Annotated in this window: 21 protein-coding genes; 18 read left to right on the forward strand and 3 right to left on the reverse strand. The window is 42.1% G+C overall.

Going from position 1 to position 21,790, the window contains the following annotated elements:
- The first annotated feature begins 18 nt into the window (after nt 1–18).
- A complete protein-coding gene (locus MUO15_RS17950) occupies nt 19–1,479 on the forward strand; it encodes a CoA-acylating methylmalonate-semialdehyde dehydrogenase (RefSeq protein ID WP_245031425.1) in 1,461 nt (486 codons plus the stop codon).
- A gap of 326 nt (nt 1,480–1,805) precedes the next feature.
- On the forward strand, nt 1,806–2,027 hold the full coding sequence (locus tag MUO15_RS17955) for a YczF family membrane protein (RefSeq protein ID WP_245031427.1): 222 nt from the start codon (nt 1,806–1,808) through the stop codon (nt 2,025–2,027).
- Here the strand turns inward: MUO15_RS17955 and MUO15_RS17960 are convergent.
- The 3 genes from MUO15_RS17960 to MUO15_RS17970 are packed head-to-tail and all read right to left on the reverse strand — an operon-like array spanning nt 2,024 to nt 5,945.
- On the reverse strand, nt 2,024–3,118 hold the full coding sequence (locus tag MUO15_RS17960) for a GerAB/ArcD/ProY family transporter (protein WP_245031429.1): 1,095 nt from the start codon (nt 3,116–3,118) through the stop codon (nt 2,024–2,026). The genes MUO15_RS17955 and MUO15_RS17960 overlap by 4 nt on opposite strands.
- A gap of 17 nt (nt 3,119–3,135) precedes the next feature.
- The gene (locus MUO15_RS17965; RefSeq protein ID WP_245031431.1) at nt 3,136–4,344 is read right to left on the reverse strand and encodes a Ger(x)C family spore germination protein; all 1,209 of its coding nucleotides are present in this window, start codon (nt 4,342–4,344) and stop codon (nt 3,136–3,138) included.
- Between the two features lie 23 nt (nt 4,345–4,367).
- Nucleotides 4,368–5,945 (reverse strand): spore germination protein, encoded by a 1,578-nt coding sequence (locus MUO15_RS17970; RefSeq protein ID WP_245031438.1) that lies wholly within the window; start codon nt 5,943–5,945, stop codon nt 4,368–4,370.
- A 389-nt stretch (nt 5,946–6,334) separates the two neighbouring features.
- Between MUO15_RS17970 and MUO15_RS17975 the strand changes: the two genes are divergently transcribed.
- From MUO15_RS17975 to MUO15_RS18050, 16 genes are all read left to right on the forward strand, one after another.
- Nucleotides 6,335–7,252, forward strand: a complete 918-nt coding sequence (locus MUO15_RS17975) for a proline dehydrogenase family protein (protein WP_318036172.1) — start codon at nt 6,335–6,337, stop codon at nt 7,250–7,252.
- A 30-nt stretch (nt 7,253–7,282) separates the two neighbouring features.
- Entirely contained in the window at nt 7,283–8,830 is a 1,548-nt protein-coding gene (gene pruA / locus MUO15_RS17980; RefSeq protein ID WP_245031440.1) for an L-glutamate gamma-semialdehyde dehydrogenase, read from the forward strand.
- A gap of 48 nt (nt 8,831–8,878) precedes the next feature.
- Entirely contained in the window at nt 8,879–9,217 is a 339-nt protein-coding gene (locus tag MUO15_RS17985; protein WP_245031442.1) for a hypothetical protein, read from the forward strand.
- A 125-nt stretch (nt 9,218–9,342) separates the two neighbouring features.
- Nucleotides 9,343–10,605, forward strand: coding sequence for a PucR family transcriptional regulator (locus MUO15_RS17990; RefSeq protein ID WP_245031444.1), 1,263 nt, complete (start codon nt 9,343–9,345; stop codon nt 10,603–10,605).
- Between the two features lie 255 nt (nt 10,606–10,860).
- Entirely contained in the window at nt 10,861–12,477 is a 1,617-nt protein-coding gene (locus MUO15_RS17995; protein WP_245031446.1) for an aryl-sulfate sulfotransferase, read from the forward strand.
- Nucleotides 12,478–12,665: 188 nt separating this feature from the next.
- Nucleotides 12,666–13,127, forward strand: coding sequence for a hypothetical protein (locus tag MUO15_RS18000; RefSeq protein ID WP_245031448.1), 462 nt, complete (start codon nt 12,666–12,668; stop codon nt 13,125–13,127).
- A gap of 343 nt (nt 13,128–13,470) precedes the next feature.
- Entirely contained in the window at nt 13,471–14,640 is a 1,170-nt protein-coding gene (locus MUO15_RS18005; RefSeq protein ID WP_245031450.1) for an acyl-CoA dehydrogenase family protein, read from the forward strand.
- A gap of 75 nt (nt 14,641–14,715) precedes the next feature.
- The gene (fabG, locus tag MUO15_RS18010; protein WP_245031452.1) at nt 14,716–15,480 is read left to right on the forward strand and encodes a 3-oxoacyl-ACP reductase FabG; all 765 of its coding nucleotides are present in this window, start codon (nt 14,716–14,718) and stop codon (nt 15,478–15,480) included.
- Between the two features lie 74 nt (nt 15,481–15,554).
- The gene (locus MUO15_RS18015; protein ID WP_245031454.1) at nt 15,555–16,004 is read left to right on the forward strand and encodes a MaoC family dehydratase N-terminal domain-containing protein; all 450 of its coding nucleotides are present in this window, start codon (nt 15,555–15,557) and stop codon (nt 16,002–16,004) included.
- Complete coding sequence (locus tag MUO15_RS18020) at nt 16,001–16,402, forward strand: MaoC/PaaZ C-terminal domain-containing protein (protein WP_245031456.1); 402 nt, start codon at nt 16,001–16,003, stop codon at nt 16,400–16,402. The genes MUO15_RS18015 and MUO15_RS18020 overlap by 4 nt, the downstream gene beginning before the upstream one ends.
- Before the next feature lie 51 nt (nt 16,403–16,453).
- The gene (locus MUO15_RS18025) at nt 16,454–17,659 is read left to right on the forward strand and encodes an acyl-CoA dehydrogenase (RefSeq protein WP_245031459.1); all 1,206 of its coding nucleotides are present in this window, start codon (nt 16,454–16,456) and stop codon (nt 17,657–17,659) included.
- A gap of 19 nt (nt 17,660–17,678) precedes the next feature.
- Nucleotides 17,679–18,452, forward strand: a complete 774-nt coding sequence (locus MUO15_RS18030) for an SDR family oxidoreductase (protein WP_245031462.1) — start codon at nt 17,679–17,681, stop codon at nt 18,450–18,452.
- A gap of 36 nt (nt 18,453–18,488) precedes the next feature.
- On the forward strand, nt 18,489–19,658 hold the full coding sequence (locus tag MUO15_RS18035) for a thiolase family protein (protein WP_245031464.1): 1,170 nt from the start codon (nt 18,489–18,491) through the stop codon (nt 19,656–19,658).
- A 78-nt stretch (nt 19,659–19,736) separates the two neighbouring features.
- Nucleotides 19,737–20,306: a TetR/AcrR family transcriptional regulator gene (locus tag MUO15_RS18040; protein ID WP_245031466.1), complete on the forward strand. Its 570-nt coding sequence runs from the start codon at nt 19,737–19,739 to the stop codon at nt 20,304–20,306.
- Nucleotides 20,307–20,390: 84 nt separating this feature from the next.
- Entirely contained in the window at nt 20,391–20,792 is a 402-nt protein-coding gene (locus tag MUO15_RS18045) for an acyl-CoA thioesterase (protein ID WP_245031468.1), read from the forward strand.
- A 60-nt stretch (nt 20,793–20,852) separates the two neighbouring features.
- Nucleotides 20,853–21,641 carry an SDR family NAD(P)-dependent oxidoreductase gene (locus MUO15_RS18050; RefSeq protein WP_245031470.1) on the forward strand — a complete coding sequence of 263 codons (789 nt, stop codon included), beginning with the start codon at nt 20,853–20,855 and terminating at the stop codon, nt 21,639–21,641.
- Nucleotides 21,642–21,790: the final 149 nt, after the last annotated feature.

The raw sequence follows: 21,790 nt of genomic DNA on the forward strand, positions 1-21,790 counted from the left end.
TTTTAGGAGGAATTTGATATGAGTCAAACAAAAGTAAAAACACTTCAAAACTACGTTGGTGGAGAATGGATCGACGCTAAATCAGACGAAACTGAAGCGGTATATAACCCTGCAACAGGCGAAATTATTGCACATGTACCTATTTCATCACAAGAGGATGTAGACCACGCTGTAAAAATAGCGGATGAAGCTTTTAAAGACTGGAAGGAAGTACCTGTTCCAAAACGTGCTCGCATTTTGTTTAAGTATCAGCAATTACTTGTCGATCACTGGGATGAGCTGGCAGAAATCGTAACCATTGAAAACGGGAAAAACTTTAAAGAGGCACAGGGTGAAGTATTACGTGGCATTGAAAATGTTGAATTTGCTTCTGGTGCTCCATCACTCATGATGGGTGAACAATTACCTTCCATTTCAAATGGCCTTGACTCAGGTGTCTACCGTTATCCAATCGGGGTTATTGGTGGAATCACACCATTTAATTTCCCAATGATGGTTCCTGCTTGGATGTTCCCAATGGCAATCGTGACAGGAAATACATTCGTACTAAAACCATCTGAACGTACGCCATTACTTGCCAATCGCCTGGCAGAATTACTTGAAGAAGCTGGCTTACCTAAAGGTGTATTTAATATCGTACACGGGGCACATGATGTGGTAAATGGCTTATTAGATCATAAAAATGTGGCGGCCATTTCTTTCGTAGGTTCGCAGCCTGTAGCTGAATACGTATACAAACGCGGTACTGAAAATCTTAAACGTGTCCAAGCACTTGCTGGAGCTAAGAACCATTCCATTGTCTTAAAAGATGCGAACCTTGATAATGCGACAACGCAAATTCTTAATGCTGCCTTCGGTTCCGCCGGCGAACGATGCATGGCCGCTTCTGTCGTGGCCGTCGAAGACTCCGTTGCCGATGAATTCATTGAATTACTCACGGAAAAAGTAAACGAAGTGAAGATCGGAAACGGATTAGATGAAGGTGTATTTCTTGGACCAGTTATCCGTGATAACCATAAAGAGCGTACCCTTCAGTATATTGAAACAGGGGAAAAAGAGGGCGCAAAACTTGTTCGTGATGGCCGAAACGATGAAGACGCTCAAAGAGAGGGCTATTTCGTAGGACCGACTATTTTCGACAATGTCACAACGGAAATGAAAATCTGGCAGGATGAAATCTTCGCACCTGTTCTCTCGATTGCACGAGTGAAAGATCTTGATGATGCTGTTGAACTAACCAATACGTCACGTTTTGCCAATGGTGCCTGTCTCTTTACAAATGACGGCGGAAGTGTACGTCAATTCCGTGAAACCATTGATGCAGGGATGTTAGGTGTCAACATTGGTGTACCAGCTCCTATGGCATTCTTCCCATTCTCTGGCTGGAAAGATTCCTTCTATGGTGATCTTCATGCCAATGGAAAAGACGGACTTGAATTCTATACACGTAAGAAAGTTCTTACGACTCGCTGGGTGTAAGGGAGAAACTTAGAGACGGATTCCGTGCTTATTGTACGGGCCGTCTCTTTTTTAGAAAAGGGATGTTGTAACCACGAACCGAGCAGTTACTGAGAAACCTTGAATAGAGTCATTCCCCGGAAGAAGTACTTAGTCAAACTTGAACGTTAACAGGGGGTGATTCGCCCTATGGGCAGCGATTTGGTGAATAGAAATAGCCACCTTTTTCATTCAAATAAACAGGTGGCTATTTCTATTTCTGCATTAAGGATTAAACAATAATGCTTCATAATCAGCATAAAATTTTGTTTTGAAACAGATGATAATTAAAAATGCGGGTGGTTGGCATGAAAATCATTTTAATCTTTCTATTTGTGTTTATCGGAATGACATCGCTTCATTATGGAATGGATGTGTTAATGGGGGTTGACCGAAGTATAGCTATGACCAATATCTATAATCCTTTTTGGGTAATGACACCCTTTGGCTACTTGCTTATAACTGTACTACTCTTAAGTTTGGTAGTCAGCCCGATCATTTCTTTTATCAGAAAGAAGTTCAAAGATTAACGGGACCTAAAACTCTTTCGGATCAATGCAATGACGAGTAAAAGTAACGGGACCCCCATTTGTAAGGGGAGACTAATATAATAGGTGGTGACCTTAAGTCCTTCTTTAATGTGACCAGCGTAATTATTGGCCACCATCATTGATGAAAGTAAAATGATAATACTGAAGGGTAGAACTAACCTGGTATATGTGGAGACACGGAACAGTTCCGTAGCACTTATTAACGCAGCGTAAAAGAAAACGGCGATCTTAAAAAAACCACCAATGATGAGTGTCAGTACGACAACGACATCTAAACGTTGAAAGAATCCGGTCATATTAACCAGTCCGATGGCAGAGAGCAAAGGAAAGGTGGAACGGGTGGCTACATAAACACCGAGAACAGCAACCTCCATGGCGACAACCCAGATTAAAAGGATACCGCTGAAACTCATAGCTGACCAACCCACCCTGAGTCCTAGTTTGGGGCGGTTTAAATAAGGAAATAATACAGTGAACGCGATCATTTCTCCAAAAGGAAACGTGTAGGTAATTGGCAAAGTTGTTAATATTGGTTTCCAACCATTTTCCAATACGGGAAGAAGATCATTGACCTTGATCATGCCGGATACCAATACCATAATTGTGCCAACGACCCCTACGGCCATTAAGACAAAGAAGAAAATTTCGCCCGTTCTTGCCAACACTTCGATTCCGTGCCAGAGTACAAAGGCCACAGACAGAATCATTATGGCATTGATTACAAACATGGGTGTATAAACGTAAGTGGAGGCAGTCAACAATTCACCAAAATCGCGCAGGTCTCTTCCCGCAATATATAGAAAGTAAAAAAGGTATACGATCCCGACCAGCCCGCCTAGATATTTTCCGAGTATTTTCTTTGCATATTCCGTTAAGGGCAGATCGGGATAGAGACGGTAAAGCGCATAGTAGGCAAGAAAAAGAGTCATGCCCACGATTAAACCGAGCAGAACGGCTAGCCAGGCATCCTTTTCGGCGCCCAGTCCAGGCCCGATCACAATGGCAGTGCCAAGTTCAAATAAAAACATTAATATAAACAATTGGCCTCCGCTGATTTTAACCTTTTCCATGCCTGCACCTCCCTTTGTTACTTTTTCTGTAAGATTAATGGTTGCTTCCGGAGCCCTATGCCACGGATGAAAAATTTAACGTTTACTTGGACCTCCATGTCAGCAAATGTTTCGTCCCATTGTTTCGCCATTTCTTTCCATGCCTTGGGATTAGCGCGATTGATTGCTTCGCCAAAACCAAAGATATCGTTTTTCTGTTCTTGGGCGGTCTTCACTGCTGTGGTTACTTCTTGTTTAATTTCTGATTCGAATGTGTTATTAAGTTGGAAGATCTGTTTAGGCTGGGTGAGGTCAATCGGACATGTGATCTCTTCCAGGTGGCCTTCACCGCGAATCGATATGGTCATCTTAGGTTTGCCATGCGCAACGGATACCTTTAATTCTGTACTAGAACGAAGGACTTCAACTGCCATGGTGCTTTTGTTTTCCTTACATTTTGATGACAATACTGTTTTTTTAATTTTATTTTGAATCCATGCAACACCACGGGCTTCCTTATCTTCTAGCCAGCCCTTCAGTTTTCCATCTTTGAAGAGAGCTAATCCGCTAACCTTAACAAGGGTGGTCGGTACTGCTCGTTTAGTGTTTGCTGATGTCTGTCCTTCAGTTAAATTTCCAGCGATAGAAATCCCACCTAATGAAAGTCCCTTGCTTTTACTAGAGATGGTTTGAACCACATCATTGATGTTCCGCTGAGGTGTTTCTCCCCATACTTTTTCTGTTTTTTGCACAGTCTCCTGAATCTTCATGGCGGGTATCCTTTCCAACGGAGTAAGTACACTTAAAATCGGAAGGGCCTGTCCCTCCTTTGCTACGAGCACGAGGGCTGTCGAGCGAAAATCGTAATATCTTTCGGTGAAATCCAAAATCTTGGGGAGGCCGCCTTCCGTTGCTAAATCCTCGCCGATGACAAGGACCACAGTGTGCGAAAAACTAAGTAGACGCGGCACCTTTTTTGATATTTTCCGTACAGTTTCAAATATGGTACTCCCTGTTTCACTATAGGTAGTAACGGCTGTGCCTTGGCCTTGTCCCCTTTTTCCACCGGCTACTTGCCCTGGATTCACAATCTGGAATGAAACACGGTATAAATTGTCCTCCTCCATCTTATCGATCCCCATTCCCATCACCAATGCAATGTCTCCTGATTCCCGATGATCCCAACAGCCTGTTAACAGAACCAGCCCCGACAAAAGGCATAACAGCAAAAACATATGTTTTATCATCTCATCACCACTTAATTCCTTTCCTAAGCAGAGTTGTTTGTATCCGGCGGAGTTGGTTTTTGCCCTTTATCTTGCCGTTTGAGATTCTGTTGGTTGATCAGTTTTGGCCTGAGAAGTAAGGACCATAACGGCTGGCGTACAAGGGTATCCTTAATATCCGACCAAACAAACGGAGCAAAAGGACTTAAATAAGGGATCCCGAATGAGCGTAAACTGCTCAAATGCGCTATGAGAATAAACAAGGCCATGGCCACCCCATACAGACCAAAGCTTCCTGCTATAATCATCATTAAAAAGCGTAGTAGTCGCGCTGGAACCCCAATCGTGTAAGAAGGGAAGGCAAAGCTTGCGATCCCTGTCAGCGAGACAACAATCACTGTCGCGGCAGAAACCAGTCCAGCTTGCACAGCGGCTTGACCAAGTACAAGTCCACCAACAATGGAAACAGCCTGCCCCACGGCACGCGGCATACGAACCCCAGCTTCACGTAAAATCTCGAAGGTGATCTCCATCAGCATGACCTCGACAAAAAGTGGAAAGGGTACGCCTTCATTTTGCGCAGCCAAGCTGATTAGTAGAAGTGTGGGAATCATTTGCGGATGAAAAGTGGTTAAGGCAATATAAAGTGCTGGCGTGAGTAAGGTAATAATATAGGTTGATAGTCTTAACAAACGTAAAAATGAGCCAATAAAAAAATGTTGATAATAATCGGCAGGAGATTGAAAAAACTGAATAAATAAAGCTGGTATAACTAACACAAAAGGCGTGCCATCTACTAAGATAGCTATTCTGCCCTCAAGTAAATTCCCTACAATAGCATCTGGACGTTCAGTATTATAGATAGTTGGGAATGGCGAGTATGGGTGGTCTTGGATAAGCTGTTCAATATAACCAGATTCTAGAATGCCGTCGATATCAATATTATCCAAACGTCTTTTTGCCTCTTTAAGAACCTTCTCATTAGCAACACCCTTTATGTACATAAGAGCAACATCCGTTTGGGTAGTACTTCCGATTTGCCTCGTTTCAAGCCATAAATTTGGGGTTTTGATTCGGCGGCGAATCAGGGCTGCATTTGTCCCAATCGATTCAGTAAATGCTTCTTTTGGTCCGCGAATGACGAGTTGGGAAGTAGGTTCTGATACCTGTCGAGTTTCTCCGCCTTTTGTATTGCCAGTTAGTATCTCCGCACAACCATCAATCAAAATAGCCGTATGTCCCGATAAAATTGCCAGAATTAATGTGTTCCATTCTTGAATGACTTTAACTTCCCCAACCGAGATGGCATGGGTATTAATAAATTCAAAAACATTTTCCTGATTGACTTCTCCCTCTTCGGAAGATTCAACCTTTATCGACTCCAATACAAATTCATTAACGATCTTTTCATCCACTAAACCACCCATGTAGATTGCCGCTGCATTTAGGCAAAGGTCATCACCTATCGAGAATTCGCGAATGACTAAATCACTGCTATTGCCGAGTTCCATTTTGATTTTTTTAAGATTATTCACTAACTCATTGTCAAAGTGATCTTTCTCTGTACCGGTGTTATTATTTTTATCTAAATTATTGTTATCACGCTTTCCTTCTGAGGTCATTGAATCTTCTCCCGTTCTAGTACTATGAACTCATTATTGACAGAGAGGGGAGTGCTTTAAACATATTAGATATTTATTGGTGTTATTAGCACATTTGTAAGTCTTCACTACCATAATTTATCTCCGAAATTGTTTTAATTCGTGAACAATTTTTGGAAAAGAAAAGCAACCTGGAATCCTTATGTTTACTTGAAACCCTCAGTGGATAAACATGAAGTGAACCATTTGTGTAATTACCATAAAACCATGTAGGAAAGTTTGTGGTTGGAGCACGTTGTCTCCACCCTGGGATAATCGTTATAATTTTCTTAACAGATGAAATTCAATACATTCCATCTGAAAACCACATGGTTACAGTTAATAGATGAAGATAAAGGAGTGTGATGATCTTGGAAGCCATTAGTAAGAACTTTTTCTTATACCTTTCCAATAACAAGTTATTAGATCGCTTAGCTAAGCGTTTTGGAACAAGTTTTGGGGCTGACAAGATTGTAGGGGGAGAAACATTTTCTCAAGCAATTCCGTTGATTAAGCAGCTGAACCATGATGGGTTGCAAGTTACTGTTGACCACCTTGGGGAATTCGTTGAATCAGAGGCAGAATCAAGAAAGCGCTGTCAAGAAGGGATTGAGACGATCCAGGCGATTGCTCATCATCAATTGAATTCCGAGATGTCTTTAAAATTGACTTCACTTGGCCTTGATATTAGCAAGGAATTGGTCATGGAAAACATGGAACGAATACTTGAGGAAGCTGAAAAATATGATATTACGGTGACCATTGATATGGAGGATTCTTCTAGATGTGAGCCGACCCTTGAGATTTACAAAGCATTAAAAGAAAAACATGCAAATTTGGGAACGGTGATACAATCCTATCTTTATCGTTCCAATGATTACGTAGATGAGCTGCAGGCTTACGATCCTTATTTAAGACTTGTAAAAGGAGCCTATAAGGAATCGGGCAAGGTGGCTTTTGTTGATAAGCAAGAGGTTGATGCAAACTTGAAACGTCTCATCGAGAAGAATCTGTTGAACGGTCATTATACGGCCGTAGGGAGTCATGATGATGCTATTATTGATTTCACTAAAAAATTGGTGAAAGAGCATGGAATTTCAAAGGATCAATTTGAGTTTCAAATGTTATATGGCATGAGAAATCAGACGCAATCTGATCTGGTGAAAGAAGGGTACACTGTAAGGGTTTACCTTCCTTATGGTGAAGATTGGTACGGGTACTTTATGAGGCGTTTAGCTGAAAGACCTGCGAACATCGCCTTTGCTGTCAAAGGAATGTTCAAGAAATAATTTTTCAAAAATGGAGAGGGGAATTTCATTATGGTAACTGCTTACAAACATGAACCATTTACAGATTTTACAGTTGAGGAAAATAAAAAAGCTTTTGAAGAAGCGTTGAAGCAAGTGAAAGAGGAATTAGGTCAAAAGCACGATTTACTTGTGAACGGGGAACGGATCCGTACTGATGAACAAATCGTTTCCACGAACCCTGCTAATACAAAACAGGTGGTTGGTTCTGTATCAAAAGCGAATAAGGACATTGCTGAAAAAGCTGTTCAATCGGCTGCAGAAGCCTTCAAAAGCTGGAAAAAGTGGGATCCGAGAGCACGTGCAGAGCTGCTTTTCCGTGCCGCTAGTATTATTAGAAGACGTAAGCATGAATTTTCCGCTTATTTAGTATATGAAGTAGGTAAACCATGGAAAGAAGCGGATGCTGATACAGCGGAAGCGATTGACTTCCTAGAATATTACGGACGTCAAATGATCGAATTGAAAGACGGTAAGCCTGTTGAAAGTCGTCCAGGCGAACAAAACCGCTACATTTATACGTCTACAGGGGTAGCTGTCGTTATTCCACCTTGGAACTTGGCTTTTGCGATTATGGCAGGAACAGCCGTTGCACCGCTTGTAACAGGAAGCACTGTAGTCATGAAGCCTGCTAGTAACAGTCCTGTTATCGCAGCTAAATTCGTTGAGGTACTTGAAGAAGCTGGTCTACCTAAAGGCGTCTTGAACTTTGTACCAGGAAGCGGTGGAGAAGTCGGTGACTATCTTGTTGATCATCCAAAAACAGCACTGATTTCCTTCACAGGCTCACGCGACGTCGGAACTCGTATCATTAAACGTGCCGCTGAAATTCAAGAAGGCCAGAATCATCTGAAACAAGTAATCGCTGAAATGGGCGGTAAGGATACCGTCGTTGTCGATAGCAATGCCAATCTAGAAACGGCTGCTGAAGCGATTGTCGTGTCGGCCTTCGGTTTCTCAGGGCAGAAATGTTCCTCAGGATCTCGCGCCGTCGTCCATGAAGATGTATATGATGAATTGCTCGACATGGTTGCGAAACGCACGAAAGAACTGACAGTTGGCGACGCTTCCCAGGGTAACGTTTATATGGGACCTGTTGTTGACCAAAGTGCTTTTGACAAAGTCATGAGCTATATCGAAATCGGTAAAGAAGAAGGACGTTTAGTAACAGGTGGTAAAGGCGATGATTCTAAAGGATATTTCATCGAACCGACGATCTTTGCTGACCTTGCTCCAGATTCCCGCATGCAGCAAGAGGAAATTTTTGGCCCAGTCGTCTGCTTTACTAAAGCAAAAGATTTTGACGAAGCGATTGAGATTGCCAACAACACAGAGTATGGCTTAACAGGAGCCGTCATTTCCGATAACCGTGAACACCTTGAACAGGCGAAATACGATTTCCATGTCGGTAACCTGTACTTCAACCGTAACTGCACCGGTGCCATTGTCGGCTATCAACCGTTTGGCGGGTTCAAAATGTCCGGTACTGATTCAAAAGCCGGTGGTCCAGATTACTTGGCGCTTCATATGCAAGCGAAGACGATCTCAGAAATGTATTAAAAGGCTATTTTAATCAAAGCTCTCCCGATATGGGGGAGCTTTTTTAACGTGAAAGTAGTGAGAACCGGTAAAAGAGTTGTGAGCGCTGATAAAAGAGTTGTGAACGCTGATAAAAGAGATGTGAGCGCCGATAAAAGAGTTGTGAACGCTGATAAAAGAGTTGTGAGCGCCGATAAAAGAGTTGTGAACGCTGATAAAAGAGATGTGAGCGCCGATAAAAGAGTTGTGAACGCTGATAAAAGAGTTGTGAGCGCCGATAAAAGAGTTGTGAACGCCGATAAAAGAGTTGTGAGCGCCGATAAAAGAGATGTGAGCGCTGATAAAAGAGATGTGAGCGCTGATAAAAGAGATGTGAGCGCTGATAAAAAGAGAAAGTGCCGTAAATGAGCTAGTTAGTATATAGTAGAGGCACAAATGTTTTCCTTTCTCTTTCCACTATTACTCGCTATAATAGTGTGTAATTAGGTGGCCCATGTAGTAACAATAGCCTACTTGGAAAGGTAAGGATTCATATGGAAGCAAAACAATTGATCCTCCAAGTAGAGGACATTCATAAAGCAACTGAATTGATTAGTTCGAAATTGCGTAAGCCTGTCATTATAGAAAATAAAAATTTTGAATTGATTTCTTATAGTTCCTCCATTGACGAATTTGATCAAACCCAGCAGAAGACCATTCTTTCAAAAAAATGTCCGATTTTTATTATCGATCGGCTGAAGAAGGAAGGAATCGTGCAAAGGCTTGAAAGTCACCCCGATCCGATACGAGTTCATCCTATCGAAGAATTAGGGTTTCATCAGCGTGTCGTGGTGGCTGCCAAGCATCTCGGCCATACAATGGGATATATTTGGGTTCAGGAATCTGACCACCTCCTAAAAGATGAGGAGCTTAGCTTCCTTGAGGAAATTACCCCGCATCTTGGCAAGCTGATCTATGATGTTTATGAAAGGATCAATGCTAAAGAAGGGAAAAGAGAAGAGTTGTTATGGAAGCTTCTTCATCATGAGTACGGAAGTGAAAGTCAAGTCCGTCATGACGCATCCCTAGCCAAACTCACCTTACCTGAGCGTTTTTCCGTTGTCGTTTTTTCCCTGGCAACACCTCAGCATAAATACATGCTCGATTACCTTGAAAAGACAATTTACCAATCATCCAGTAAAAAACAAATTCACTATTTAAAAACAGAATTCCAAATGATTTTAGTCCTTTACGGTGAGACAGGTGAAGAGTTCTCTTCGCGCAATTTAGCCAGGGAAATAATTGAAGAGGTAAAAAATGAAGCAGGAGAAGACCCATTTTACAACTTTTTAATCGGGGTAGGGAAAGAATACACGACTTTAGATTATTTGAGAAAGAGTTTTCTCGAAGCACTTGAAGTGATTGAAATAGCAAACTTTATAACCCCTCGACCTGAATCCATGCCTCGAGAGTTCACCAAGCTGGGGATTTACCGTTACTTAGCAACACTCTATGAAAAAAACAGTTCAGAAGACTATTACAGTGATGATTTATTAACACTCATCCAGAATGATACAGAGAAGCAGACCGATTTACTCCGTACCCTTGAAGTCTATTTGGCCAATAATGGCAAAGGGAAGCAGACAGCCAATCAATTATTCATCCACCCCAACACGTTAAATTATCGAATTAAAAAAATACAAGAACTCACGACGATTGATTTCAATGATTTCAATATGAAAACCTACCTATATACTGAATTGTTGCTGCTTAATAATGTGGAGGCTTATTATCAACGTTATAGGGATGCTTTGTAACTGGGCCCCAACCAGTTGAATTTTAAAAGGTAAAGGTTTAATTAATTGACATAGTGGGAAAAAAGACTCCATCACCGGTCTAGTATTAGGACTGATGATGGGGCTTTTTTGAATTGTTTTTTTGGTCAAAGGTTTAAAACAGTAGTTAGGTTAGACCGAAAGTGCTGATTACATAGCTTCTAAACTAGTATGTTAGGGCGCACATATACCTTTAATAGACCATTAGTATCAAAAACTTAAGGAGAGGGAGATTCCGTGAAAAAGATAGGGATAACAATTTTTGGCCTGGCAATGATAGTCCGTGCCATTTTAATTTTTCTAGAGATGAACGAAGACCAGCGAGTGGGTGGAGGAACACGTACAGTATCAGCGGACACGGAGCTGATTAATGAACAAGATTCAATAGAAAATGTAATCAATACTACATATAGCCAGAGAAACTACAATTTTAATGATCCATTGGTCATCCCTGATCCTTATGGGATTGCGCCTTTAACTGCACTGGTCAAGTTTGAGACAGAGGAACCGTTAGAAATAACTGTAACAGTTAATGGAAAAGAGGATGCTGCAGATATTAGCGAGACATTTTCAGGGTATGAGAAAAGTCATGAAATCCCTGTTTTAGGTTTATATCCTGATTATGAAAATACCGTTATGATTGAGGGGAAAAGAGAAGATGGGACTGTTATAACAAAGGGACTCACCATTAACACAGATCCGCTCCCAGAAGATTTCTTGACAACAGAACTCATCGAAGCGGATAGGGAGAAAATGGAGAACGGGCTTACGTTTATTATTCCAAGTAGTATGTACGCCTATGCTGTTGATAGCAATGCCGATGTACGTTGGTATTCAACCCTGCCAAACAGCCACGTATTTAAGAGAATGGAGAATAGCAATCTCATTTTTTTAACAGAGAAAACAGATAAATATAATCAGCTGGTCGAAATGAACATGTTAGGTCAAGTTTCTAATGCTTATGTAGTGGAACACAGCAATTATGAGGGATGGGGGGTCATTCACCATGATGTAATAGAGTTGCCAGGTGGAAACTTGTTGGCCACGACCCATGACACTTCCCAGTATATTGAAGATGAAATGATTGAAATTGACCGCCAATCTGGGGATTTGGTAGATCAGCTTAACATGAGAAACATTCTTCCAGAAGACTTTTATCAAGAGTATGATGGGCCTTCAGAAGAGGATGGCGATTGGTTTCACCAGAATGCGATCTGGTACGATGAGTTGGAAGGGGACATTCTCGTATCGAGCCGCCACCAAAGCACAGTCCTCGAGATGAGTTACCCTGAGGGAGAGATTGACTGGATATTAGCTGCCCATGAAGGGTGGCCGGAAGATTATCAACAATATTTACTAGAACCAGTGGGACAAAATTTTAAATTTCCTGGTGGCCCACATGCCGTGATGACACTACCTGATCAGGATAATAATGAAGCAACAAAAGATATTTTATTGTTTGATAACAATATAGCCATTACAAGAGGGGACGAAAGTGTGAGTGAAGAATACAGCCGTGGGGTCCAATATCGCATTAATACTCAGGAAATGACGGTCAAAGAAATTTGGGCTTACGGTGAACAAAGGGGCAAATCATTCTATTCAAGCATTGTAAGCGATGCCAACTTCCTAAGCGAAACAGGGAATCGCTTAATCACGTCGGGGTACACTAATGGGAAAGACGGTAATATGCGGAGTATTATTGTCGAGGTAACCGATGAGAAACCGGCTCAAGTCGTCTATGAATTGAAAGTGACCGGGTTTGAGAAAGGAAGTCACCGGCAGATATATCGTTCGGAACGGATGCCGCTTTATCCGGAGGGCTGGAACTTTAGGTTAGGACAGAAAGACTAAACTGTCTTAGGTCTGCACGTAATAAATTTAATTAAACGTTTGACCAATTCGGGACACTATAACACTATTCGCTATAACTTGAGAAGATGTACGGAATGACCCATTAGATGTGGTTCTCGCTCTTTCACCTAAATCCAAATCCTTGTGCATAGATTAGTAGTACAAGGCAACGAGTTGGGAGCGATTTTGTGGGTAAGAAGAATAAATCTAAAATGTTCGTGGCATTAGCATTTTTAGTTGTGATTATTATTCTGATAGGTGTATTTTTAATAAGTCAGTCCCCTAGTCAGCAAGCCGAAGAGGTCGTGCAATCTTTCTATGAGTATGAGCAAGAAGCTCAGTTCGCAGAGTCTTGGGATCTGTTTCACCCATTAATGAAAGAAAAATTTACTAAAGGGCACTACATTCAGGATCGTGCTCATGTATTTATGAATCACTTTGGTGTTACCACATTTTCCTACTCATTAGGCAACATGGAAAAAGTTGAGGGCTGGTCAATGACAAAGGATGCTGACCCTATCGAAATTGTTTATGCCACGACGGTCATTCAAAATTTTAAAGGTAAGTATGGTACATTCGATTTGAATCAGGAGGTATTTGTGACTGAGGAAGAAGGAGAATGGCTGATTTTATGGGATTATAACAAATGAATGGATTCTGCTGGGGAGACTCTGAATGGCATATTAGTCATTCAGAGTTTTTTCGTGGGACAGTCAGTGGGGGATTTAAGAAGTATAATATACCTATTGAATGTAATAGTGATTCAAAACAAGCAACGTAAAACGGGAAAAAAATAAGTACGATTATGGACTTGTATTTCAGTTATTCGTCATAATAAGACATACTTATGGGTTGTATTTTCTGAAATTTTAAAATAGTATAGAAGCATAACATACTAACCAGTAGGTATGTAAAGATGAGTCAAATCATTTCAGCCCGAAAAAGCTGACCACATTTGTATGAAAAAATACTAAAAAGAATGGGGATAGTTTCATGCATTTACGTTTAACAGATGAACAACAAATGGTACAAAAAACGATACGAAAGTTTGTGGAAAAGGAATTAATGCCTTTAGAAAATGATGTTTTACGAAACGAGAGGGAGGGAAAGCCGAGTCTTCCTCCAGAGAAAATGAAGGAATTGCAATTAAAAGCAAAAGAAGCTGGTTTCTGGGGGATTAATACTCCGGAAGAATATGGCGGGGCTGATTTAGGACAGATGATGATGGCAATCGTCCTCATGGAAGTCGCTAAAACGTTCGTTCCGTTCCAGTTTGGGGGATCGGCTGATAACATTTTATACTATGGAAATGAGGAGCAAAAGGAAAACTACCTCATTCCTACGATCAATGGCGAGAAGAAATCTTGTTTTGCGATGACTGAACCGGATGCCGGCTCTGATACAAGGAATATTCGAATGACGGCTGTGAAAGACGGCGATGAATGGGTGTTAAATGGGGAAAAAACATTTATCACCGGCGGTAATGAAGCGGACTTTGTTATGGTGATTGCGATCACGGATAAAGAGCTGCATCAGTCCTCTTCAGGTCGAAAAGGGGTGACCTGTTTCATTGCTGATCGATCTATGGGCTGGAAATCTGAATACATTGATACGATGGGAGAGTGGGGTCCTGCTGGGCTAGTCTTCGACAATGTACGTGTTCCAGAGAAGAATATATTAGGTGAAGTAAATGGCGGGTATGATCTGGGCCTTGAGTGGATTGGCTTTGCGCGATGGATCGTTGGTGCGCGTGCTGTCGGTGCGTCTGAAAGATTATTGAACATGGCGATCGATTATGCGAATGAACGTAAAACATTTGGCAAACCGATTGCTGCTAGACAGGCGATCCAGTGGCAAATTGCAGACTCTGCAGTGGAAATCGAAGCCGCCAAATGGCTTGTACTCAATGCTGCCTTTACCCTCGATCAAGGTGAAGATAACCGCCATGCTGCTTCAATGGCGAAATTGTACGGTTCCAATATGGGGAATCGGGTTGTTGACCGTGTCCTTCAGATCCACGGGGGAATGGGCTATACAAGGGAATTGCCGATTGAGCGTTGGTATCGTGAAGCGAGACTGTGGAGAATTTATGACGGCACGGATGAAATCCAGCGTTTAATCATCTCCAGAAATCTATTAAAAGGACATGTGAAGTTAGGATAATTTTTTACTCAATCTAATAGACTAGTAAAACTAGTATGACTAGTACAACTTATTTTTATACTGGAGGAATGACATATGGCAGGTAGATTTGATGGAAAAGTAGCTTTTGTAACAGGGGGAAGTCGTGGAATCGGTAAGGGTATTGTCCAACGGTTCGCTGAAGAAGGAGCCAAAGTAGCCATTATTGATGTAAATGAAGAGGCGTTAAATGAAACGGTTGGTGAGTTCAAGGAAAAAGGCTTTGAAATTTTTCAGCAGGTGGCGGATGTTGTAGATTTTGAGCAAGTTGAATCAGCTGTGAAAGAGGCCCATGACAAGTTTGGATCGATTGATATATTGGTAAATAATGCCGGGGTTATCCGCGATAACATGTTATTTAAAATGACCGATTCAGACTGGGAAACAGTCATGAATGTTCATTTGAAGGGTTCTTTTAATGCAGCACGTGCCGTTCAGAAGTATATGGTCGAAAATAAATACGGGCGTATTATCAACATTTCCTCAACCTCTGCTCTCGGTAACCGAGGCCAGGCAAACTATGCTACGGCAAAAGCAGGACTCCAAGGGTTTACGAAAACGCTTGCTATTGAATTAGGCAAATTTGGGATTACGGCAAATGCAGTGGCACCAGGTTTTATTGAGACGGAAATGACAAAAGAAACGGCGGCTCGCATCGGTATTTCGTTCGAGGATTTAGTGAAAGCAAGTGTTGACAACATTCCTGTCGGAAGAAGCGGGAAACCAGAGGATATTGCCAACGCAGTAGCCTTCTATGCTGATGAGAATTCATCGTTTGTCAATGGGCAAGTATTGTATGTAGCTGGAGGTCCAAAGGATTAAAGGGCTATGTGTATAACAAAATTCATGATTAATTAGGCAGCTGTTCAACATATATTTAAAGTGAGGTGGTAGTTGTGTTAAAGCATGGCATTGGAAAAAGGTCTAATAAAGTAAAGAACACAGTTGAAAGAGGGGCTGTGAAAAAGTTTGCCGAAGCTATCGGCGACTTGCACCCCATTTTTATTTGTGAGGAAACTGGAAAACAATCGAGGTATAACCATAACATCGCTCCCCCTACGTTTCCCAGGGTGTTTGACTATGGAACCATCGAGGAGTTGAACTTGCCTTCGAAGGGTTTGATCCACGGAGAACAAATCTACCATTATGAACGGCCACTAATGGTTGGAGAAGACATCCAATGTTATTCGGAAGTGAAAGATTACTATGAGAGAAATGGAAAAAGTGGAGAAATGGGATTTCTACTTTTGAAAAGGTATGGAGAAGATCTCGAAGGAAATCTCATTTTCACAGAAGAGCAGGTTGTCATTATAACTGAAGCGGTGCGGAAGGAGATGATGGTGTGAAGGAACTAAAAGATTTACAAATCGGTGAATCACTTCAGGATGTAACCCTTTCGCCAGTTTCCAGGCTTGACCTAATTAAGTATGCGGGTGCTTCAGGCGACTACAACCCGATCCATACCATAGATGAGGAGGCAGAAAAGGCCGGCTTACCTGGCATCATTGCCCATGGAATGTGGACGATGGGCAATCTCGCAAAACTTTTCACCCCCTATTATGAAGAAGGGTTTATTGAAGACTACACGATTAGATTTAAAGGGATGGTCTTTTTAAATGACGTGGTCACATTGAATGCGACCTTGGATGATAATGAGGAAGAGAAAATGAAATTTAAAGTGAACGCGACCAATCAAGATGGAAATGAAGTGATCAAAGGAAATGTGGTGCTTTGTAAAATTTGAACACTAAGCTCTACATAAATGGTTGGTTATTTATAAGGAGGTGCTGAATGTATGAACTTTGAATATACAGAAAAAGTTCAAGAATTGCAGAGAAAATTGAATGCATTTATGGAGGAATACATTTATCCTAATGAGTCGGTTTATGAGGAACAGCTTAATAAGGAAGCACGCTTTGCTTCCGTTCCACCGATCATGGAAGAGTTAAAGGAAAAGGCGAAAGAAGCAGGATTATGGAATTTATTTTTGCCTGATAGTGAGTATGGAGCTGGGTTGACAAACGTGGAATATGCTCCCTTATGTGAAATCATGGGTCGCTCAAGCATTGCTCCGGAAGTTTTTAACTGTGCCGCGCCCGATACAGGCAATATGGAGCTCCTTGAGCGGTATGGTTCCAAGGAGCAAAAGGAAAAGTGGTTAACTCCATTATTAGATGGGGAAATCCGGTCTTGTTTTTCCATGACGGAACCTGACGTCGCTTCATCGGATGCCACGAACATTAAGACAAGTATTATTCGAGATGGTGATGAGTATGTCATCAATGGGACGAAATGGTGGTCATCTGGAGCGGGAGACCCGCGATGTAAAATAGCGATCGTGATGGGCAAAAATGATCCAGATGCTCCTAAGCACGAGCAGCAATCGATGATTCTTGTTCCTCTCGATACGGCTGGGGTTGATATTAAGAGAACTCTTCCGGTCTTTGGTTATGACCACGCCCCACATGGTCACGCTGAAATTGAATTCAAAAATGTGCGCGTTCCCGCTGCCAACCTGATATGGGGAGAAGGGAAAGGGTTTGCCATTGCCCAGGGAAGGCTCGGGCCGGGAAGAATCCATCATTGTATGAGGACAATTGGTGCCGCGGAGAGAGCATTAGAAGATATGTGCAAACGTGTAAATGAACGGGAGGCTTTTGGTAAAAAGCTTGCTGATCAAGGTGTGATTGGAGAATGGATTGCGGATTCGAGAATTGATATAGAACAGGCTCGGTTACTTACATTAAAAGCCGCCTATATGATGGATACAGTTGGAAATAAGGAAGCGAAGGCAGAAATCGCCATGATTAAAGTCATAGCTCCCAACATGGCACTGAAAGTAATCGATCGGGCGATTCAAGCCTTCGGAGCAGCAGGCGTCAGCGATGATTATTCATTGGCAGCCAAATGGGCAAACATTCGAACATTACGTTTAGCGGATGGACCTGATGAAGTCCACCGTAGAGCAGTTGCGAAATATGAGCTGAGAAAGAACCAATAACGATCAAGGGGGAAAGTCCGTGCATATAAAGGAACTGTTTGACCTTTCGGGGAAAACCGCGATTGTAACTGGTGGAGGTAGAGGGTTAGGAAAACAGATCGCTGAAGGATTTGCCGAGTCAGGGGCTAATGTTGTTGTCTGCTCAAGGAAGGAAGGGGCATGTCAGGAAGTCAGCGAACAACTGACTAAATTGGGCGTGAAATCACTCGCATTAAAATGTGATATCACGAATTCTGATGATATCCAACATGTAGTGGATAAGACCGTGGAGCAATTCGGGCGCATTGATATTCTTGTGAACAACAGTGGTGCTACTTGGGGAGCTCCTGTTGAAGAGATGCCGATAGAAGCATGGCAAAAAGTCATCAATGTAAATGTGACGGGAACATTTCTGATGTCCCAAGCCGTCGGAAAGGTCATGCTTGAGCAAGAGGCAGGAAAAATTATTAATATTGCTTCTGTTGCAGGGCTAAAAGGCTCAAACCCAGAGTATATGGATACCATCGGCTATAATTCCAGCAAAGGAGCGGTCATTACGTTTACGAAAGATTTGGCCGTCAAATGGGGGCCAAGGGGTATTTATGTAAATGCCATTGCCCCAGGATTTTTCCCTACTAAAATGTCCAAGGTATTAATTGAAAAAGGGGAAGATGCTTTCCTAAAAGGGACACCCTTAAGAAAGTTCGGTTCAGAAAATGATTTGAAAGGTGCGGCGGTATTCCTTGCTTCCCCTGCATCAGATTATATTACTGGAGATATTATGGTCGTAGATGGTGGTTCTCATGCGATGTAATCACCTTAATAAACAGTGTAAGGGAGCGGAAAATAGATGAAAAGAGATGCAGTAATCGTATCAGCTGTTCGAACAGCTATTGGCAGACAAGGTGGAACGCTGGCTTCCATACCAGCCCATGTCTTAGGAGCAGAAGTTATCAAAGAGTCGATAAAACGTGCGGGAGTTTCACCAGAGCTGATTGAAGATGTGATATTTGGGAATGTCTTGAGCGGCGGAGGAAATATTGCTAGATTATCCGCCTTACAAACAGGACTTTCTATCCATTTGCCTGGATTGACGGTTGATCGTCAATGTGGGTCAGGATTAAATGCTGTAAATCTAGCAGCACAGGCCATTCGGTCAGGGGATGGGGATGTGTACGTGGCAGGCGGAACAGAAAGTATGAGTCGAGCACCCTATTTAATGGAGCGTCCTGAGAAGGCGTATAGCCCCGTACCCCCTAAATTTAGAAAATCACAGCTGTCACCTGAGGAAATAGGCGATCCGCCAATGGGGATTACGGCTGAAAATCTCTCAGATAAATACAAGGTTAGCAGAGAAGAACAAGATGAATTTGCTTACCAAAGCCAGCAGCGAATGGCAAGTGCGATAGAAGAGGGACGGTTTGAAGAGCAGATTGTACCTTTGAGTGTCCCCGTTCGAAAAAGAGATCCGATTGAATTCAAAACGGATGAACATCCAAGACCGCAAACAACTCTGGAGGCTTTATCTAAACTCAGACCGGCTTTCCTTGAAGGCGGGTCAGTGACCGCTGGGAATAGTTCTGGTTTAAATGATGCAGCTTCTGCGCTGACATTGATGTCCAGAGAAAAAGCGGAGGAATTGGGATTAACTCCTTTAGTCACTGTGCGCGAATCTGCAGTAGCAGGAGTGGACCCAAATATCATGGGGATTGGTCCGGTTCCTGCGACGAAGAAGGTTTTGCAAAAGTCAGGGCTTACGCTTGAGGATATGGACATCATCGAAATCAATGAAGCCTTTGCCGGGCAGGTGCTTGCCTGTAATAGGGAACTTGAGATGAACCTCGATAAAGTCAACGTCAATGGCGGCGCGATTGCCCATGGACACCCGCTTGGCGCAACAGGAGCCATATTAACAACGAAAGCGATTTACGAACTGGAACGGTCAGGTGGCAGATATGCTCTTATCACGGCATGTATCGGCGGCGGTCAGGGAATTGCAACCATTATCGAACGTGCATAATACCTGGGTAAAGCTTTAAATAGAGTGGTTTAGATATGATATACTTTTATAACATATCTAAGTGAGGGGAACATTCTAATGAGACAAAAGATTATAGATAAGAGTATTGGTTTATTTGATAGAAAAGGGTTCACGGAAACATCGATCCAGGATATTGTGGATGAACTCGAGGTGACAAAAGGAACGTTTTATTACTATTTCAAAAGTAAACAAGAACTGCTTCGTGATATCCACCTCGGCTTTATTGAATATTTGCTGAAACACCAAGAAGTTATTATAAGTGATGACTCTAAGGATAGCAGGACAAAACTTCACGATGCGATTTACATGATTATTCACAGCATTAAACATCGGAAGCAAAGCGCCAGAATTTTTTTTAGGGAAATGCGAAATCTTGGCCCTGAGTACCTTGAACAGAATGTGGAAAAAAGGGATCAGTTTCGAAAGAATTTGCAGGGGCTCATAGAAGAAGGGATAAGCAAAGGGGAGTTTCAAAGTGATCTGAACGCCGATATGATTACTCGCGGTATTCTTGGGGTGACGAACTGGAGTTACTATTGGTTCAATCCTGAAGGAAGCGTTTCAGATGAAGAGCTTGCCCACATTTATCTTGAGATGATTTTAAATGGGATTAATAAAAAAGATTAACCCCATTTGGAGCATCCTGTAAGCATGAATAAAGGTAGCATACTGACTAGTTGGTTTGTTCAATGAAGATTGGAGGTGAAATTCATGAGCTATGATATAGATGTCACAGTAAGGTTTTGTGAAACAGACGCTGCTGGGCATGTGAATAATACGAGTTACTTCATTTATTTAGAAGAAGCACGCGGGAAGTATTTTGAAAATGTTCTACCGGATAATGAAACGTCGGGAAGGTTTATTATAGCTGGGACGGAGTGTAACTTTCTGAGTCAAGCCTATTTTAATCAAAGATTGACTGTTTCCACATGGGTTTCGAAAATAGGGACGAAGAGTTTCCGTTTCAACCATAGCATTAAGGCAGCTGACACGGGAGTCTTGATTGCTGAAGCCGAAGCAGCTATTGTTTGTTTCAATTATGAGGAGCAAAAGAGTGAACCTATCCCATCATCGATCAGGAAAGTGTTAGAAGAACAGCTAGTGGCCAATTAGCGGTGGCACACTTTTGGGTTATGATCACAGAACGACGAATAGAAAGGATGGTGGACAGAATTGAATAGATTTATAGATTCCATAGCGGTTGTGACAGGAGCAGGTAGTGGTATCGGTGAGCAGACAGCCATTCAATTGGCTAATCAAGGAGCAAGGATAGTATTAGTTGGGCGCACATCCTCTAAGCTTGAGAGAGTGGCAGATACAATCAATAACGCTTTGCCTGAACCCGTTGCAGAAGTTTTTACTGCTGATGTGACAAAGGAAGAAGATGTTCAGGAACTTGGACAATTTATTCAACAAAAGTATGGCGACCTCCATGTGTTGATTAATAATGCCGGGGCTTCAGGTAAATCTACTATATTAGAGATGGAAGCAAGTGAATGGGAGCGGATTCAGGACACAAACTTAAAAAGTGTCTTCCTCGTATCGAAAATACTTGGTAAGATTATCATAGAAGGCAGTGAGCAAGCGGGACAGAACGGCAATACAACGAACCGTTCCATTGTCAATGTTGCTTCGTTGTCAGGTCATAAGGCGGGGGCAAAGATTCCCCATTACAGCTCTTCTAAAGCAGCGGTGATTAATTTTACAAAAGCGTTAGCAGTGGAGTTTGCCCCCTATGGAATACGGGTCAATTCCGTATCCCCCGGGTTTGCTGAAACACCACTGACTGAAGAAGGATTAAAGAATAAGCGATTTGAAGAAGCCATTCAGAGGAATACAGCGTTGAACCGGGTTGGTAAACCAGAAGAAATTGCCAGTGTCATTTCATTTGCAGCCTCGAGTGGGGCTTCTTATATGACAGGAACCGATCTATTAGTAGATGGTGGATGGCTAGTTACGTAAAGTAATAGAATAAAATGCACCTAAAATTTACAGAAAATTATCTTTATTCAAAATACAGGTGTCTCTTTTTGAATTAAAATGATAGCGTTTTCAAAAGGTTTTGATGATTTGGTAGTTGGAAGTGCCTTGTTTATATTTGCACGTGACGG

The sequence above is a fragment of the Halobacillus amylolyticus genome, from assembly GCF_022921115.1.
Lineage (GTDB): Bacteria > Bacillota > Bacilli > Bacillales > Halobacillaceae > Halobacillus_A > Halobacillus_A amylolyticus.

What these genes read in the sequence shown, in the direction of transcription:
- MUO15_RS17950 (WP_245031425.1), top strand. Translation starts at nt 19, where the DNA reads ATGAGTCAAACAAAAGTAAAAACACTTCAAAACTACGTTGGTGGAGAA.
- MUO15_RS17955 (WP_245031427.1), top strand. Translation starts at nt 1,806, where the DNA reads ATGAAAATCATTTTAATCTTTCTATTTGTGTTTATCGGAATGACATCG.
- MUO15_RS17960 (WP_245031429.1), bottom strand. Translation starts at nt 3,118, where the DNA reads ATGGAAAAGGTTAAAATCAGCGGAGGCCAATTGTTTATATTAATGTTT.
- MUO15_RS17965 (WP_245031431.1), bottom strand. Translation starts at nt 4,344, where the DNA reads ATGATAAAACATATGTTTTTGCTGTTATGCCTTTTGTCGGGGCTGGTT.
- MUO15_RS17970 (WP_245031438.1), bottom strand. Translation starts at nt 5,945, where the DNA reads ATGACCTCAGAAGGAAAGCGTGATAACAATAATTTAGATAAAAATAAT.
- pruA (WP_245031440.1), top strand. Translation starts at nt 7,283, where the DNA reads ATGGTAACTGCTTACAAACATGAACCATTTACAGATTTTACAGTTGAG.
- MUO15_RS17990 (WP_245031444.1), top strand. Translation starts at nt 9,343, where the DNA reads ATGGAAGCAAAACAATTGATCCTCCAAGTAGAGGACATTCATAAAGCA.
- MUO15_RS18005 (WP_245031450.1), top strand. Translation starts at nt 13,471, where the DNA reads ATGCATTTACGTTTAACAGATGAACAACAAATGGTACAAAAAACGATA.
- fabG (WP_245031452.1), top strand. Translation starts at nt 14,716, where the DNA reads ATGGCAGGTAGATTTGATGGAAAAGTAGCTTTTGTAACAGGGGGAAGT.
- MUO15_RS18025 (WP_245031459.1), top strand. Translation starts at nt 16,454, where the DNA reads ATGAACTTTGAATATACAGAAAAAGTTCAAGAATTGCAGAGAAAATTG.
- MUO15_RS18035 (WP_245031464.1), top strand. Translation starts at nt 18,489, where the DNA reads ATGAAAAGAGATGCAGTAATCGTATCAGCTGTTCGAACAGCTATTGGC.
- MUO15_RS18040 (WP_245031466.1), top strand. Translation starts at nt 19,737, where the DNA reads ATGAGACAAAAGATTATAGATAAGAGTATTGGTTTATTTGATAGAAAA.
- MUO15_RS18045 (WP_245031468.1), top strand. Translation starts at nt 20,391, where the DNA reads ATGAGCTATGATATAGATGTCACAGTAAGGTTTTGTGAAACAGACGCT.